Here is a 16,296-nt window from a genome sequence, read left to right on the forward strand (position 1 = left end):
CATGCGACCGACCCGGGGGCCCGTTGTGTCGTGGCGGAGGGGCGACTCAGCCCAGCCAGCGCGGAGGCGGCGGCTGGGCTGAGTTCAGCGCGGAGGGCGACTCAGCCTGGCCGGCCGAAGCCGACGATGGTGCCCTTGCTGAGCGGCCTCATCCGGACGTGGTCGCCGCTCTGCGGCGCGTGGACGATCCAGCCGCCGCCGACGTACATCCCGACGTGCGCCAGGCCGTTGAGGAAGACCAGGTCACCGGGTTGCAACTGAGAGCGGCTGACGTGCCGCATCGAGTTGTACTGCTGCGCCGCGTTGTGTGGCAGGTGCACGCCCACCTGGGCCCAGGCGGCCATCGTCAGCCCCGAGCAGTCGTACGAGCCGGGCCCGTCGGTACCCCAGATGTACGGCTTGCCGATCTGCTTGCAGGCGAACTTGACCACCTTGCCGGCGTCGCCACCGGGGTACTGGGCCGGGCAGGGCGCCGGGGCGAAGGCCCCACCACCGCCGTTGCCGTACACCTTGAGGCGCAGCTTCTGCAGCCGGTCGATCTCGGTGTCGATGTCCTTGGCCTTGGCCGCCAGCTCGGACTCGGTCTTGGTCAGCTGGGCGACCAGCAGGTCGAGCGGGGCCTTCTGCTCGGCGTACCTGCGCTTGAGGTCGGCGGCCTGTTGCACGTCCGCCTGCTGCTGGCGGGCGAAGTGATCCAGCAGCTCCAACTGGTCCACCAGGGCGTTCGGGCTGCCGGTGGTCAGGATCGCGTTGATCGCCGACGCCTGGTCACCCTTGTACGCCTCGGCGGCGAAGCCACCGACCTTGTTCATCGCGAGGTCCACCTGCAACTGCAGGGGCTGGATCTTCTTCGCCAGCGCGTCGGCCTGCTTCCGCTTGGCGGCGAGCTCCTGCTTGGCGGCGTTGTGCTTCTCGATCGTGGGTTCGAGCTGGTTCCACTCTTCGTCGATCTGCTTCTCGATCTGCGCCACCGACGGATCGGCGTGGACCGGCGCGGCGCCGACCAGCAGCGTGAGCGTGCTGGCCACCGCGGTCAGCGTGACGGAAACTACGGCCCAACGGGTTCGCGACCGGGGTCGGGCGCCGGCGTACTCCGCCGGGCTCACGGACCGGGGCCGCGAGGCATGGCTAGCCACCGAGGCTGGTACTCCTTCTCCCCTTCCCGCCTACCGGGTTAGCTGACGGGTTCGGGCGGAAGAGAGACGCCCTACTGCGGGAAGCCCGCAGATTCACCCCTGGGACGTGGGTCCCCGGCTCATCGAACGATTCGGCGGTGTCGAGTCGTTGCCGTCCCGGTTGGACGGTCTACCGCCGCCTCGACGGTGACCAAGGGTAGGTAAGGCGCCGGAGCGAACGCAAGCCGGCACGCAAGTTCCATCGCTACGTATAGCGGACGGTCGCGGAGGGTCGCAGATATGAAGAAATTTTACGACCGGACGGGGTCCCACCGGTATCCATTGACGTGAAAGCGCGCAGCGGCAAGGGTGGCAACGCCAGTCATCACCGGCAGATGGAGGTCCAATGCACCATCCGCAACTCGCCGTGAGCAGACGGATCCTGCTCAGTATCGCACTGGTCGGGTCGGGCGTACTCGTCCCGGTTGGCAGCGCACCGGCCCTGGCCGGTCCGCCCGCCGATTCCCGGCAACAGGAGTACGCCGCGGCGGCGGCCGAGTACGGCGTACCGGACGGTGTCCTGCTGGCCGTCTCCTATCTGGAGTCGCGGTGGGACACCAACGCCGGCGCGCCGAGCACCGCCGCCGGCTACGGGCCCATGCACCTGACCGACGCCCGGTACGTCCGGAGCCGGCCCGTGCCCGGCCACTACGACGCCACCGAGGACCCGCGCGGTGATTCCGCCCGCCCCATGACGGTACGGCCGGCGAACGACGCCCGCGCTACGGCGGACACCGGTGACGCGCCCACCGCGGCCTCCCTGGAGACCGTCACGGCGGCAGCCGGGCTCACCGGAACCGACGCCGGGACCCTGCGGACGGACCCCGCCAGCAACATCCGGGGCGGCGCTGCGCTGCTCGCGTCGTACCAGAGGCAGTTGGGTGGACCGGCGGGCAGCGGGAGCGACCCGGCGGCCTGGTACGGCGCGGTCGCCCGGTACTCCGGCGCGGACACCTCGGACGCCGCGGCGGCCTTCGCCAACGAGGTGTACGCGACCCTCCGGACCGGCGCGGAGCGCAGCACCGACGACGGTCACCACCTGCGGCTCGCCGCGCGCGCGATCGAGCCGGTCCGGTCCTGGCTGGACCGGTTGGGGCTGCGCGCCCCGAAGCCACGCCCGGACGGCCTGGAGTGCCCGACCGACGTGGCCTGCGTCAGCGTGCCCGCACCCTACGAGCAGTACGGGCCGACGGTCGGCGACTACGGCAACCACGACCTGTCCGACCGGCCCGGCCGGCAGCAGGTCGACTACATCGTCATCCACGACACCGAGGGCAGTTGGGCGACCACGCTGGATCTGATCAAGGATCCGACGTACGTGAGCTGGAACTACACCATCCGCTCGGCCGACGGGTTGATCGCCCAGCACGTCAGGACCAAGGACGTGGCCTGGCACGCCGGCAACTGGTACGTCAACGCCAAGTCGGTCGGCATCGAGCACGAGGGCTTCGCCGCGCAGGGCACCTGGTACACCGAGGCGATGTACCGGGCCTCGGCCAAGCTGGTCAGCTACCTCGCCCGCAGCCTGGGCGTCCCGCTGGACCGGCAGCACATCATCGGCCACGACAACGTTCCGGGCATCACCCCGGCCAACGTCAAGGGGATGCACTGGGACCCGGGCCCGTACTGGGACTGGTCGCACTACTTCGACCTGCTGCACGCGCCGCTGCGGGGCATCGGCACCCCGGTCGGCGGCACCGTCACCATCGACCCCGACCTGGCCACCAACCGGCCGGCGTTCACCGGCTGTGACGCGCCGGGCGTGCCGTGCCCGGCCCGGGGTTCCTCCTCGGTGGTGCTGCACAGCGCCCCCAGCGAGGACGCGCCGCTGCTGACCGATCTGGGCCTGCACCCGGACGGCAGCCCGGCCACGATGGACGTCGCCGACCACGGCTCCCGGGTCTCGGCCGGCCAGACGTACGCGGTAGCGGACCGGCAGGGCGACTGGACGGCGATCTGGTACCTCGGGCAGAAGGGTTGGTTCCACAACCCGGCCTCGGCGCCGGTCGCGAAGTGGAACCTCGGCCTGGTGGCCACGCCCAAGGCCGGCAAGGCCACGATCCCGGTGTACGGGCGGGCCTATCCGGAACAGTCCGCGTACCCCGCGGGCGTGCCGTACCAGACCATCACGCCGTTGCAGTACACGTTCCCGGCCGGTCAGCGGTACGTGGTGGGTGGCCTGCCGCACGGTGAGTACTACCGGGCGACGACCTTCGACGGCTCCTCGCCGGGCGACTGGACCGTGATCCGGGGCGAGAACCGGTACGTGCAGATCCAGTTCGGGCACCGGATCATGTTCGTCAACCTCGACGACGTGCGGCTGCTGCCGTCCCCGATCGGCGCACCACACTGACCCTGGGGGGAGGAAAGCCGCGCTGACCCTGGTGGCAGGAAAGTCGCGCTGAACCCCTGGGACAGCCGAGAGGCCCTCGCCGGATCAGATCCGACGGGGGCCTCTTCGTGCGTCAGGTGGTGCGCGGTCAGGTGACCCGGCGGAACCCGGCGACCGGCTGGTAGTCGATGTTGCTCACCTGGACCGGCTTGCCCGTCCGGGGCGCGTGGACCATCAGCCCGTCACCCAAATAGAGGCCGACATGGTGTACGTCGCTGTAGAAGAACACCAGATCGCCGGGGCGGGCGTCGGAACGGCTGACCGCCCGGCCGGACTGCCACTGCGCGCCCGTGTAGTGGGTCAGGTAGATGCCCGCCGCCTTGTAGGCGTACTGGGTGAGCCCCGAGCAGTCGAACGAGTTCGGACCGGTGGCACCCCACACGTACGGGTCGCCGACCTGCTTGCAGGCGGTCTTGATGGCGGTGGACGCGGCGCTGCTCACCACGCCCTTGATGGTCGGGCAGCCGGTGACCTTGACCACCGACTTCGGCAGCGAGGCGGTCAGCCGCCTGATCTCGGCGTTGATCTGCTTCTTCTTCGCCGCCAGCTCGGACTCCTGCTGGGCGAGCTGCTGGACCAACGCCTCCAGCTTCTGCTTCTCGGCGTTGTACTTGTCCCGCGTGGCCACCACGCCGGCGATCTGCTGCTTCTCGTCGGTGGCCAGTTTGTTCAGGATCGTGAGCTGTTCGGTGAGCGTGCTCGGATCGCCCGTGACCAACATGGCGTTCAGGTCCGAACCCGGGCCGGTCTTGTAGTACCGGACCGCCAGGTCACCGACCTTGTTGAGCGCGATGGCGCTCTGCAACGACAGCGGCTCGATCTTCTTCTGCAGCTCGTCGACCTTCTTCCGCTTGGCGCCCAACTGGCTGTGCACCTTGTTGTACGCCTCGATCGTGGGTTCCAGCTGTTCCCACTGCTTGTCGATCTGCTTCTCGATCTCGTCCACGGACGGCGCGGCGTGTGCCTGGGTCAGCGGCAGCAGGCCGGTCGTGGCGACGAGAAATACCGTGAGGATGCGATGAACGGCGCGTCGAGTTCCGCGCCGGGGCTGGAAAGGCACACGTGCCACCGGTCAGCGTCTCCTGTCGGATCCCGATCGCCGGGTGCCTCCGCGGGGGGTGGCGGTGGTCGACATTTCCGCGGCGATCGGAGCCTCACATTAGGGAAGCTTCCTCAGCTAATCAAGAACCGGCCGAATTTCCCTGCCGAACGCGATTACGCGGACACATTCCGTTGTGGATTAACGGATTCCGAGGCCGTACCGACGACAGCGGTCAATACATCGTCGAGGGTGACCACACCCAGCGGCGCCCGCCCGTCACTCACCAGCACCATGTGCCGGCGCTCCCGGCGCATCGCCAGCAGCAGGTCGGCCAGGGACCGGTCCGGCGGCACGACCGCAAGTGGCCGGATCAATCCCCCCGGCACCGGCGCCCGCCGCGCCGCGCCCTGATAACCGAGTACGTCCTTGACATGCACGAAACCGGTGACCCGGCGGGTGTTCCGGTCCACCATCGGGAATCGGGACCGGCCGGTCCGGGTGGCCAGCACCTCCAGCGAGGCCGGCGAGACGTCGTCGGCGACGGTGGTCACCGTCGACCACGGCCGCAGCGCGTCGACCGCGGTACGTTGGTGCAGCGCCAGCGCGGCCGTGATCCGGGCGTGTTCCTCCGAACCGAGCAACCCCTCGGTGCGCGCCTGCGTGACCAGGCCGGCCAGCTCCTCCGCGGTGAAGACCGTCTTGACCGCCTCGGTCGCCTCGATCCCCCACAGCCGCAGCACCTGCCGGGCGGCCCACTTCATGGCCACCAGCACCGGCTTGGTGACCAGGCAGAATCCGAGCATCGGGCCGGCCAGCAGCAGCGCCGACGGCTCCGGACCGGCGAGCGTGACGTTCTTCGGCACCATCTCCCCGACCACGGTGTGCAGGAACACCACCGTGCCCAGCGCCAGCACGAAGGCGACCGGATGCACCACACCGGCCGGCAGGCCAAGGGCGTCGAAGGGCGACTCCAGCAGGTGCGCCAGCGCCGGCTCCGCGATGGCGCCGAGAGTCAGCTGACAGATCGTGATGCCGAGTTGGGCGCCGGCGATCATCAGCGGAATCTGGTTCATCGCCGAGAGCGCCCAACGGGCCCGCTTCGAGGTCGCGGCCAGCGGTTCGATCACGGTACGCCTGGACGCGATGAGCGCGAACTCGGCGCCCACGAAGAACGCGTTACCCAGCAGCAGCAGAAGCGCGAGCAGCAGGCTAAGCATGGTCGGCGGTCTCCTCGGGAACGACCGCCCGGACCTGCTCGATGCGGTGCCGCTCGACCTCGACCACCGTGAACTCGTAGCCCCGCTCGACCACGGTCTCGCCGGGCACCGGGATGTGGCCGAGCCGGGCCATCAGGAAACCCGCCAACGTCTCGTACGGCCCGTCCGGCAGCCGGAACCCGGTCTGCTCGGCCAGCTCGTCGGCCCGCAGCACGCCGTCCAGCAACACCGCCCGCTCACCGCCGGGCACCGTCAACCCGCTCGGGTCGGCGTGCAGCGCGACGGCCGGATCGAACTCGTCGGCGATCTCCCCGACCAGTTCCTCGGCCAGGTCCTCGACGGTCACCACGCCGTCCGTGCCGCCGTACTCGTCGACCACGATCGCCAGGTCAGCGCCGGCCGTACGCAGGGCGGTGAGGACCCCGTCCAGGTCGAGGCTCTCCGGCACGTAGACCGGTTCGCGGGCCACCGAGGCCACCGTGGTGACCGCCCGCCGAGCCAGTGGTACGCCGAGCGCGTCCGGCACCCCTGCGACCCCCGTCACCAGATCGAGCGTCTCCTCGTACACCGGAAAGCGGGTCCGGCCGGTCTGCCGGGACAGGGTGATCAGCTCGGCGACCGAGGCGTCGGCCGGCAGCGCGACCACGTCCACCCGGGGGGTCATCGCCTCGGCGGCCCGCTTGTCGGCGAACCGGATGGTGCGTTGCAGCAGCATGGCCGTGTCGGGCGGCAGCGCGCCGGCCCGCGCGGAGATCGCCGCCAGCAGACCGAGTTCCTCCGGCGACCGGGCGCTGGCCAGTTCCTCCTGCGGCTCGATGCCCATCCTGCGGACCAGCCAGTTGGCCGAGTTGTTCAGCGCCCGGATCAGGGCCCGGCAGGCCGTCGAGAACCGGTGCATCGGCGCGGCCGTGGCCAGCGCGGCCGGCATCGGCCGGGCCAGCGCGGCGTTCTTCGGGACCAGTTCGCCGAACAGCATGGACAGCGCGGTGGCCAGGGCCAGGGCCAGCACCGAGGTCACCTCGCCGGTGGCGTCACCCGCCAGCGGCCGGACGGCCGGACCGAAGAGCTTCGCCAGCGCCGGCTCGGCGAGATATCCGGTGAGCAGCGCGGTGATCGTGATGCCGAGCTGCGCGCCGGAGAGCTGGAACGACAGCGCCTGCAGCGCGTCCCGGACCGTACGGGCCCGCCGGTCACCGGCCGTGGCGCGCTGGTCGATCTCCGCCCGGTCGACGGTCACCAGAGCGAACTCGGCGGTCACGAAGAACGCGTTGCCTGCGGTGAGCAGGACGAAGCCGAACAGTGGCAGGAGCGTGGTCACGAGCAGGCCGTCGATGGTCGGTTCACCTCGGCGACGATTCTCCCACGGCGGCGCACCCATCGCCGGTAGCGGGTCGCCCGTCGGGCGCGACTTCCGGCCGGCGACGGGTCCCGGCCGGCGACGGATGCCGGTCAGTCCCGGTCGGTGTCGGTGCCGGTCGTCGGGTGGCGGCCGTTGTGCCCGGTTGGCGGTGGCGGCCGGTGGGTACCGTCGGACCATGGCCAGCCAGATTCTCGCCGAGGAACTCGTCCTGCTGTCCTACGACCTGGACGGCCGCTCCCAGGTCAACGGGCAGTCCTTCGGGTACGGCCTGGCCGGTGCCGTCCTGCTGGACCTGGCTCTGGCCGGCCGGGTGGAGGTCGCCGACGGACGGGTGTCGGTGGTCGACCCGACCCCACTGGGTCATCCGGTGCTGGACGACGCGCTCGGTCGGATCGCCGCCGAGCGCCGACCGGCCCGGCCGAAGAGTCTGGTCACCCGGCTCAGCAAGGGCCTGCTCGAGCGAGTACTCGACGGACTGGTCACCGCCGGCGTGCTGGACCGCCAGCAGGACCGGATCCTCGGGCTGTTCCCACGTACCCGGTATCCGTCACCACACGGGGTGGAGCCGCCGGCCGAGACCGATGCCCGGCAGCGACTGACCCTCGCGGTGCTCTCCACCGGCCCGGTCGAACCGCGTACCGCGGCCCTGTGCGGCCTGGTCCGGGCGCTGGACATGGAACGCAGGGTCTTCCCGGACCAGCCCCGGCGACGGGTCGCGGCCCGGCTCAAGGAGATCAGCGCGGGCGACTGGGCGTCGGACGCCACCCGGCGGGTGATCCAGGAGATGCACGCGGCGACGATGGCGGCCATCACGGCCGCGACGGTCAGCGCCACCGTCGCCAGCTCGTAGGGCGGGTCACCCCGCCCGACCGCAGCTCACTGCCGGCGGCCCGGGTGGGGATTCCCCCACCTGCGGACTGGGGCAAACCCCCGGCAACCGGGTGGTTGTCGCCAGGGAGCTCCCAGCCGACGGCGCCTAACGTCGCTGCCATGACGGATCTCGCGTACACCTCGGCCGAGCCGCCCGGACCGACCGGCCTCGCCGGCTGGGCCACCCAGCTGATGGAGACCCTCGGCGCGCCCGGTGCCGGCCTGGCGGTGGCCCTCGAGAACCTCTTCCCGCCGCTGCCCAGCGAGGTGATCCTGCCGCTCGCCGGATTCGCGGCCGGGCAGGGTCGGATGAGCCTGTGGTCGGCGATCTTCTGGACCACCCTGGGTTCCGTGGTCGGCGCGCTCGCCCTGTACGGGGTGGGCGCGCTGCTCGGCCGGGACCGTACCCGGGCGCTCGCCGCCCGGCTCCCGCTGGTCAAGGTGGCCGACATCGACCGCACCGAGGCGTGGTTCGTCCGGCACGGCCGCAAGGCGGTGTTCTTCGGCCGGATGATCCCGGTCTTCCGCAGCATGGTGTCGATCCCCGCCGGGGTGGAACGGATGCCGCTGCCCACCTTCCTGCTCCTCACCACGCTGGGCAGCCTGATCTGGAACGGCGCGTTCGTGCTGGCCGGGTATCTCCTCGGCGACAACTGGTGGCGGGTCGAGGGGTACGCGGGGCTGCTGCAGAACGTGGTGATCGTCGGGGTGCTGGTGCTGGTGGGCTGGTTCGTACTGTCCCGGACGCTGCGGGCTCGGGCGGCGCGACGCGGGCGGCGTTAAGCGGGGTCCCCTGCTGTACCGAAAGCGATAACAGGGTGCCCTTCCTTTCAGTCGGGTTTCACCGAGCGGAGCAGCACGGTCGCGACGTCCAGCACCTCGACCTGATCGGCGACGCCCTTGCCGGTGACCCCGTCACCGATCATCGTGTAGCAGAACGGGCAGCCCACGGCGATGGTCCCGGCCCCGGTGGAGAGGGCCTCCTCGACGCGTTCGACGTTGATCCGCTTGCCGATCTTCTCTTCCATCCACATCCGGGCACCACCGGCGCCGCAGCAGAACGAGCGCTCGCTGTTGCGGGGCATCTCGGTGACGCCGGCCGGGGCTGATCCACCCCCGGCGGTGGCCGATCCGCCCCCGGTCGCGGTCGCGCCGTCACCGCCCCGGACGGCGGCGGTGAGCACCTCGCGGGGCGGGGTGAACACCCGGTTGTGCCGGCCGAGGTAGCACGGGTCGTGGTAGGTGACCCCGCCGTCCACCGGCTTGACCGGGGTCAGCCGGCCGGTGGCCACCAGGTGGGCCAGCAACTGCGTGTGGTGTACGACCTCGAACTCGCCACCGAGCTGGTCGTACTCGTTGCCGAGGGTGTTGAAGCAGTGCGGGCAGGTCGCCACGATCTTGCGCCTGCTCTTCTCCCGGTCCCCGAACGCCTCGTTGAGGGTCTCGACGTTCTGCTGGGCGAGCATCTGGAAGACGAACTCGTTGCCGATCCGCCGGGCCGGATCGCCCGAGCAGGTCTCGCCCTCGCCGAGGATCGCGAAGTCGACGCCCGCCTCGTGCAGCAGGGTGGCCACGGCCCGGGTGGTCTTCTTGGCCCGGTCCTCGAACGCGCCGGCGCAGCCGACCCAGAAGAGGTACTCGAAGTCCTCCACCTCGCCAACCCGGGGGACCTCGAAGTCGAGGCCCTTGGTCCAGTCCTCCCGGGTGTTCTGCGGGGCACCCCACGGGTTGCCCTTGTTCTCCAGGTTGCGCAGCATCACGCCGGCCTCGGACGGGAAGCTCGACTCGATCAGCACCTGGTAGCGACGCATGTCGACGATGTGGTCCACGTGCTCGATGTCCACCGGACACTGCTCGACGCAGGCGCCGCAGGTCGTACAGGACCACAGCACGTCCGGGTCGATCACCCCGCCCTCGTCGGACCCGCCGATCAACGGCCGGTTCGCCTCGGCGAGCGCGAGGACGTCCACGTGCGCGAGCTGGGCCTCGGTCGCCTTCTCCTCGCCGGTCAGGTCCTTGCCACCACCGGCCAGCAGGTACGGCGCCTTGGCGTAGGCGTGGTCCCGCAGGCTCAGTACGAGCAGTTTGGGCGAGAGCGGCTTGCCGGTGTTCCAGGCCGGGCACTGCGACTGGCAGCGACCGCACTCGGTGCAGGTGCTGAAGTCGAGCAGGCCCTTCCAGGTGAACTGCTCCACCTGGGCCACCCCGAACTGGTCGGACTCCGGGTCGGCCTCCTCGAAGTCCAGCGGCTTGCCGCCGGACATCATCGGACGCAGACCGCCGAGCCCGGAGGCGGGCGCGGGGTCGAGTCGGGGGTTGCGCTTGAAGTAGATGTTCGGGAACGCCAGGAACCGGTGCCAGGCGACGCCCATGGTGACGTTCAGCGAGATGACGATGAGCCACGTCATCGAGATCGCGATCTTCACGAGCGCGGTGACGCTGGCGCCCGACTCCGCGGCCGGCAGCACCGCGCCGACCGCGTGGCTGACCGGGGTGGCCCAGGCCGGGAACTCGAAGTGGTCGTTCGCGACCTTGAAGCCCCGGATGAGGAACCCGCAAACCAGGACCAGCAGCACGATCCACTCGACGAAGTAGCCCTGCCACATGGTCGAACCGGTGAACCGCGACCGCCCGCCCGGCCGGTTGGGCCGGTTGCGCAACCGGATCGCCATCAGCACCAGGATGCCGACCAGGCCGAGCACGCCGATGATCTCGGTAACCAGCCCGTAGACCACCCAGCCACCCAACAGCGGCAGACCGCCGGTGGGGGTGACGACCTCGAAGTACGCCTCGAGGACCAGCAGCGACAGCACGATGAAGCCGACCATCACCGTCCAGTGCGCGGCACCCACCACGCTCCAGCGGAGCATCCGGGTGTGCCCGAGGGTCTCGGTCAGCATCGTCCGGGTGCGGGTCGCGGGTTCACCGGATCGGGTCGGATCCGGCTGGCCGAGCCGGATGACCGAGACCATCTTCAGGACCGCGCGTGCCGCCAGCCACACCGCCACGGCGGTGATGGCGGCCGCGAGGGCCGTCGTGACGATCTGGACGCTGCCCATGCGATCCTCCGGTCTGCGAGGCGGCGAGCAAGAGTGACCGCGTTCGCGGTCACCGTTGCAGCCTACGCGCCGGGGTTACCGATCGGTAACGTGAGGAACCTCGCAGCCGGCGCCGGTACTTCCCGCCCACCTTAGAAGGCGGCACCGGAAAACGATCGGGCAGGTCCGAGCCGGGTCACGCCGTCCGTGACCGACCGGATCGACCACCGACCGGATCAACCACCGACCGGCGTCATCGCCAGCGGGACAGCAGGATCAGCGACGCCACCATGGCGCCGAAGCCCACGGCCAGGTTCCAGTAGTGCCAACTGGCCACCGGGTAGGCGGTCTCGGAAAGGTAGTAGACGACGAGCCAGCCGATGCCGGCCACGATCAGCGCCACGGCGGTGATCGGGAGCCAGATCGGGCTAGGCTTGCGTGTCGCCGCGGTGCTGGTCGGGCGGATGTCCGACGGCGGCGTGTACACCTTCTTCTTGCGGACCTGCGACTTGGGCACGACGCTCTCCTGAGGGGGTTACGACCTCGTCCGGCCTGACAACCGGGCGCGGGGGCGACGGTCCATGGCCAATAATATTCGAAGCTAGCGTAGTCGTGGTCGACGATTCAGGCCACGAACGGGACCGTACGAGTGCGGTCAGTGAGCAAGCAGCGCGATCTCGCCGACGATCGGTGAGCGGTCGGGAAGGGAAGCCTCGGTGGAATACACCTCCGGCGCCGCCTCGTGGCGCAAGGCGTTCCTGCGCGCCGGCGTCGGTCTGCTCCGCCGTCGTGGCCACCGCCGTACCGGCTGGTCCGTGGGGGTGCCGCTGATCGCGCTGGCCGCCGGGTTGCTGTTCACCACGAGCGCCACCACCGCCAGCGGTACGTCCTTGCGCGAGGACCGCAGTCCGCAACTCGCCCAGGTGATCGAGGAGCGGCGCCGGCAGGTCGCCGACAGCGAGGCGCAGGCCGCCGCGCTCCGCGCCGAGGTGGAACAGCAGACCGAGGCCCTGGCCGGTTCGGACGCGCCGATCGCGGCCCAACGCGACCGGGCGGCGGCCAACCGGCAGGCGGCCGGCTTCACCGCCCTGGCCGGTCCGGGCCTGGTTGTTGAACTCAACGACGCGCCCACCCGGCCCGACGGATCACTACCGCGCGGGGCCAGCAACGACGATCTGGTGGTCCACCAGCAGGATGTGCAGGCCGTGGTGAACGCGCTCTGGGCGGGCGGCGCCGAGGCAATGTCGATCATGGATGTCCGGGTGCTGGCCACCAGCGCCGTCCGGTGCGTGGGCAACACGCTGCTGCTGCACGGGCGGGTGTACTCGCCGCCATTCCGGATCAAAGCCATCGGCGACCCCACCCGACTGCGCCAGGCCCTTGCCGGCTCCGAGGGGGTTCGGGAGTTCAAGGACGCCGCCGAGCACTACCACCTCGGCTACTCCGAGACCGAGAGCCAGGTCCGGGTGCCGGCGTTCGAGGGGTCGAGCACCCTGCGCGAGGCGGTGGTGCCACGGTGAACCCGCCCACTGGCGACGCTGGACAGGAACCACCGGCCACCGGCACCGGATGGAAGCCACCGACCGACGGTGACCGGTCGGATCGCGACGGGAACCCCGACCGTCCCGCGCCAGCGGTCGGCGAGCCCGGGGACGCCAGCGCGCGGACCGGAGACGCCAGCGCGCGGACCGGGGATGTCGACGGGTGGACCGGGGATGTCGGCGGGTGGACCGACCGACGGGACGGCCGGCACCGCGCGGCGCACCTTGACGACCCCACCGAGGTGATCCCCCGAGTCGGCCCGTCCACCCCGGCCACGACCAGCTTGCCGATCGCCGGCCGGGCTCCCGCCGCTCCGGCCGAGGCCGGGCGTCCCGGTCCAGCCCGGGACGAACTCCCGATCGCCGGGCGTCCGCATCCCGCCCGCGACGAACGCCCGCCGGGGGGACCTCCCGAGCCCGCCCGCGCCGAAATTCCGGTCGTCGGGCGCCCCGGGCACACCGACCAGACGCGGCCCGAGCCGGTACGGATCGATCTGGCCCTGACCGACCCGGCCGGCATCCGGATCCCGGCCCGCGACGACCAGCCCACCGCCGGCCGGATCAGCCTCGGCCACGACCGACCGCCGGTCGCCGGTTGGACCGATCCCACCCCGGACGAAGCACCGGCTGCCGGCTGGACCAGCGTCACCCGGGACGAAGGGCCGACCGCCGGGCGCCCCAGCGCCACCCGGGACGAAGCACCGGCCGCCGGGCGCCCCAGCCCCAGCCCCAGCCCCAGCCCCAGCCCCAGCCCCAGCCCCAGCCACGATGAGCCTCCGGCCGCCGGACCCGCCCCGCTGTCCCGTCGGACCGCCACCGGGCCGCCGACCGCACCCCGCTCGGACGACGTACCCGGAGCGGATGAGCCGCCCACACCGCGGCCGGTCGGGCGCGGCGGCCGGCCCTTGGCACCCCCGCCGCCCTGGCCAGGGCGACCCGTGGCCGAGCCGGACAGCGGCGCGCAACCTCCGATACAGCGTTCGCTGGACGCCGGCCCGTGGCGGCTGGAGCGTCCGACTCCGCCGGTCACACCCTCCTGGTCGGCGCCGGAGACGGTTCCGCTCACCCCGGAAGGTGCGACCAGCCGGCCGATCCCGTCCGTCGGCCCCGACCGGAACGGGTTCACCACCCGGTCCGGTCCGGACCTCCCCGTGAACCATGGGCCCGGCCGGGATGCCTCGGTGAGTGATTCCGGTGGGGACCGGTCGCTGGCGGAACAGGCCAGCACGGACGGCACGCTCCCGATCCGACCGGGTTGGCCGAGACGGGCCGTCATACCCGGGGTGACGCCAACCGACCAACCCACGGTGGCCGACCAACCCACGGTGGCCGACCAACCCACGGTGGCCGGTCAACCCACGGTGGCCGACCAACGCACGCCAACCGTCGGCGCCGTACCTCAGCCGGCGACCAACCGCCCGGACACCGGCCAGTCAGGAACCAGCCACCCGGTCACCCGGGCACCGGGCGTCGATCCGGCGCCTCAACCGCCGTCCCGGATCGCGGCCGAGGCGGCGACGTCCATCATTCCGGTCGTCAAGCTCGAGTCGGACACGGCTGTCATCCCGGCCGTACCCGGGGCAGGAGACGGCGTCGGCACGCGACCGCCGGGTCCCGGTACGGCGAGCCGGGCCGGTACGACGAACCCGACCAGAACGACGAACCCGGCCGGAACGGCGAGCCCGGTCGGCGCCGTAAGTGCGGCCGGCGCAGTGAGCCCGCCCGGTGCGGACGGCGGTTGGGGGTGGCCCGAACCGGCCCGTGCCCGCGACCGGGACGACTCGACCGCGCTGCTGCCCACCGTGCCCGCGCGGCCACTGATGGTCAGCGACCAGACGGCGCTGATGGGTGCCGTGCCGGACGCACCGCCCCGGCCCGACGGGGCGGCCGGGGATGAGCCCGGCCCGGAGGCCGACCCGACTCCGAAGCGTGGCGAGGTGGTGGTCAAGCTCCGCCCCGAGCAGCTGCCCGAGGGCTACAAGAGCGTCTACTCCGAGCTGACCCGGCCGACCGTGGGTTCCCGGATCCGCGCCGGCATCCGGATCGCGGGCGAGCTGCTGATCACGTTCGGCGTGGTGGTCCTGCTCTTCGCCGGGTACGAGGTGTGGGGCAAGTCGGTCATCGTCGACTCGCACCAGCGTGACCTCGACAACCAGTTGGCTCAGGAATGGGCACCGGATCCCACGGTGGGCCCGACCCGCCCCAGCCCGAAGCCCTTCGTTCCGGTCGAAGGAAAGCCCGTGGCCGGGCTCTACATCCCCAAGTTGGACAAGAACTGGGTGGTGGTGGAGGGGGTGACCAAAGACGACATCCGGTACGCGCCGGGTCACTACCCGGACACCGCCCTGCCCGGCCAGGTCGGCAACTTCTCGGTGGCCGGCCACCGGCTCGAGGCTATCTTCTGGCGCCTGGACGAGCTGCGCGACGGGGACGTGATCGTGGCCGAGGGCCGCAACGACTGGTACATCTACCGGGTCTCCAGCACCGAGATCGTGAGTCCCACCCAGGTGGAGGTGGTGGCGCCGGTGCCCGGAAAGCCCAATGCCAAGCCGACCCGACGGATGTTGACGCTCACCACCTGCAACCCGAAGTTCCACAACTACCAACGGCTGATCGTGCATGCCGAGCTGGACCGCACCCAGCCCAAGTCGGCGGGCCGGCCGGCGGAGCTGAGAGGCTGAGACCATGTACCGGTGGATCTGGCGGCACCTACCGTTCGGCCTGCCCGGCCGGCTGGCCGGGTCGGTGCTGCTGACCGCGGCGGCGGTTCTGCTGCTGTGGTTCGTGGTCTTCCCGTGGGCCGAGCCGCTGCTGCCGTTCGACGACGTCCAGGTGACCCAGAACGGCGACACCACCGAGAGCGGCGATCCGGGGCTGCAGGTGTCGCCCGTGGCCACTCCCACGGGCGACGACTACGACCTGCCCTACCCCACCGACAGGGACGACCGGCCGCCATCCGGGCAGCCGCTGCCCAGCTGACCGGCGGTTGAACCGGTGCGCATCCTCGTCATCGACAACTACGACTCGTTCGTGTTCAACCTCGTGCAGTATCTCGGCCAGCTCGGCGCCGAGTGCGACGTACGGCGCAACGACGAGATCACGCTGGCCGAGGTCGGTCGGGCCGGCGCTGCCGGGGTGCTGCTCTCGCCGGGCCCGGGCTCGCCGGACCGGGCGGGCATCTGCCTCGACCTCATCCGGGAGTACGCCGGCAAGCTGCCACTGTTCGGTGTCTGCCTCGGCCACCAGGCGATCGGAACGGCGTTCGGCGCCACCGTGACCCGGGCGCCCGAGCTGCTGCACGGGATGACCTCGCCGGTCCGGCACACCGGCACCGGGGTGCTGGCGGGCCTGCCGGACCCGTTCACCGCCACCCGGTACCACTCGCTGGCCGTGCTCCGCGAGACACTGCCGGCGGAGCTTGAGGTGACCGGCTGGACCGGCTCCGGCGTGGTGATGGCGCTGCGCCACCGCACCCTGCCGATCGAGGGTGTGCAGTTCCACCCCGAATCGGTGCTCACCCAGGGTGGTCACCTGATGCTGGCGAACTGGCTGGCCGCCTGCGGTCTCCCCGAGGCGCTGGACCGGGCGCCGGCGCTGGCCGCCGAGGTGGACGAGCGCCGGTTGACCGCCTTCGTGACCGCCTGACCGTTGATCCCGGCCG

13 protein-coding genes and 1 riboswitch are annotated in these 16,296 nt (G+C 71.2%); of the genes, 7 read left to right on the forward strand and 6 right to left on the reverse strand.

Annotated elements, in window-relative coordinates; translation table 11 throughout:
- Positions 1-101: 101 nt before the first annotated feature.
- A complete protein-coding gene (locus ACXN5W_RS08160) occupies positions 102-1,028 on the reverse strand; it encodes a C40 family peptidase (protein ID WP_473157554.1) in 927 nt (308 codons plus the stop codon).
- Positions 1,029-1,148: 120 nt separating this feature from the next.
- A riboswitch (cyclic di-AMP (ydaO/yuaA leader) is annotated at positions 1,149-1,283 on the reverse strand.
- 259 nt (positions 1,284-1,542) lie between these two features.
- Between ACXN5W_RS08160 and ACXN5W_RS08165 the strand changes: the two genes are divergently transcribed.
- Positions 1,543-3,528: an N-acetylmuramoyl-L-alanine amidase gene (locus ACXN5W_RS08165; protein WP_473157555.1), complete on the forward strand. Its 1,986-nt coding sequence runs from the start codon at positions 1,543-1,545 to the stop codon at positions 3,526-3,528.
- A 127-nt stretch (positions 3,529-3,655) separates the two neighbouring features.
- Here the strand turns inward: ACXN5W_RS08165 and ACXN5W_RS08170 are convergent, their stop codons facing one another.
- From ACXN5W_RS08170 to ACXN5W_RS08180, 3 genes are all read right to left on the reverse strand, one after another.
- Positions 3,656-4,636: a C40 family peptidase gene (locus ACXN5W_RS08170; RefSeq protein ID WP_473157556.1), complete on the reverse strand. Its 981-nt coding sequence runs from the start codon at positions 4,634-4,636 to the stop codon at positions 3,656-3,658.
- A gap of 146 nt (positions 4,637-4,782) precedes the next feature.
- Positions 4,783-5,826: a hemolysin family protein gene (locus ACXN5W_RS08175; RefSeq protein WP_473157557.1), complete on the reverse strand. Its 1,044-nt coding sequence runs from the start codon at positions 5,824-5,826 to the stop codon at positions 4,783-4,785.
- A complete protein-coding gene (locus ACXN5W_RS08180) occupies positions 5,819-7,204 on the reverse strand; it encodes a hemolysin family protein (protein WP_473157583.1) in 1,386 nt (461 codons plus the stop codon). The genes ACXN5W_RS08175 and ACXN5W_RS08180 overlap by 8 nt, the downstream gene beginning before the upstream one ends.
- A gap of 157 nt (positions 7,205-7,361) precedes the next feature.
- Between ACXN5W_RS08180 and ACXN5W_RS08185 the strand changes: the two genes are divergently transcribed.
- Both ACXN5W_RS08185 and ACXN5W_RS08190 read left to right on the forward strand, forming a co-directional pair.
- Entirely contained in the window at positions 7,362-8,036 is a 675-nt protein-coding gene (locus tag ACXN5W_RS08185; protein ID WP_473157558.1) for a GOLPH3/VPS74 family protein, read from the forward strand.
- Between the two features lie 140 nt (positions 8,037-8,176).
- Complete coding sequence (locus ACXN5W_RS08190; RefSeq protein ID WP_473157559.1) at positions 8,177-8,839, forward strand: DedA family protein; 663 nt, start codon at positions 8,177-8,179, stop codon at positions 8,837-8,839.
- Positions 8,840-8,886: 47 nt separating this feature from the next.
- Here ACXN5W_RS08190 and ACXN5W_RS08195 read toward each other — a convergent pair whose 3' ends face one another.
- Together ACXN5W_RS08195 and ACXN5W_RS08200 are read right to left on the reverse strand one after the other, a co-directional pair.
- The gene (locus tag ACXN5W_RS08195; RefSeq protein ID WP_473157560.1) at positions 8,887-11,115 is read right to left on the reverse strand and encodes a (Fe-S)-binding protein; all 2,229 of its coding nucleotides are present in this window, start codon (positions 11,113-11,115) and stop codon (positions 8,887-8,889) included.
- A 232-nt stretch (positions 11,116-11,347) separates the two neighbouring features.
- A complete protein-coding gene (locus tag ACXN5W_RS08200; RefSeq protein WP_473157561.1) occupies positions 11,348-11,611 on the reverse strand; it encodes a cell division protein CrgA in 264 nt (87 codons plus the stop codon).
- Positions 11,612-11,810: 199 nt separating this feature from the next.
- On the opposite strand from ACXN5W_RS08200, the gene ACXN5W_RS08205 reads away from it, so the two are divergent.
- The 4 genes from ACXN5W_RS08205 (at position 11,811) to ACXN5W_RS08220 (ending at position 16,280) form a co-directional block, all read left to right on the forward strand.
- Complete coding sequence (locus tag ACXN5W_RS08205; protein WP_473157562.1) at positions 11,811-12,614, forward strand: DUF881 domain-containing protein; 804 nt, start codon at positions 11,811-11,813, stop codon at positions 12,612-12,614.
- Positions 12,615-13,816: 1,202 nt separating this feature from the next.
- Positions 13,817-15,316: a class E sortase gene (locus ACXN5W_RS08210; protein ID WP_473157563.1), complete on the forward strand. Its 1,500-nt coding sequence runs from the start codon at positions 13,817-13,819 to the stop codon at positions 15,314-15,316.
- Between the two features lie 4 nt (positions 15,317-15,320).
- The gene (locus tag ACXN5W_RS08215) at positions 15,321-15,614 is read left to right on the forward strand and encodes a hypothetical protein (protein WP_473157564.1); all 294 of its coding nucleotides are present in this window, start codon (positions 15,321-15,323) and stop codon (positions 15,612-15,614) included.
- A gap of 15 nt (positions 15,615-15,629) precedes the next feature.
- On the forward strand, positions 15,630-16,280 hold the full coding sequence (locus tag ACXN5W_RS08220) for an aminodeoxychorismate/anthranilate synthase component II (protein ID WP_473157565.1): 651 nt from the start codon (positions 15,630-15,632) through the stop codon (positions 16,278-16,280).
- Positions 16,281-16,296 lie beyond the last annotated feature (16 nt).

It is taken from the genome of Plantactinospora sp. A48, from assembly GCF_055793945.1.

What these genes read in the sequence shown, in the direction of transcription:
- ACXN5W_RS08175 (WP_473157557.1), bottom strand. Translation starts at nt 5,826, where the DNA reads ATGCTTAGCCTGCTGCTCGCGCTTCTGCTGCTGCTGGGTAACGCGTTC.
- ACXN5W_RS08180 (WP_473157583.1), bottom strand. Translation starts at nt 7,204, where the DNA reads ATGGGTGCGCCGCCGTGGGAGAATCGTCGCCGAGGTGAACCGACCATC.
- ACXN5W_RS08185 (WP_473157558.1), top strand. Translation starts at nt 7,362, where the DNA reads ATGGCCAGCCAGATTCTCGCCGAGGAACTCGTCCTGCTGTCCTACGAC.
- ACXN5W_RS08190 (WP_473157559.1), top strand. Translation starts at nt 8,177, where the DNA reads ATGACGGATCTCGCGTACACCTCGGCCGAGCCGCCCGGACCGACCGGC.
- ACXN5W_RS08195 (WP_473157560.1), bottom strand. Translation starts at nt 11,115, where the DNA reads ATGGGCAGCGTCCAGATCGTCACGACGGCCCTCGCGGCCGCCATCACC.
- ACXN5W_RS08215 (WP_473157564.1), top strand. Translation starts at nt 15,321, where the DNA reads ATGTACCGGTGGATCTGGCGGCACCTACCGTTCGGCCTGCCCGGCCGG.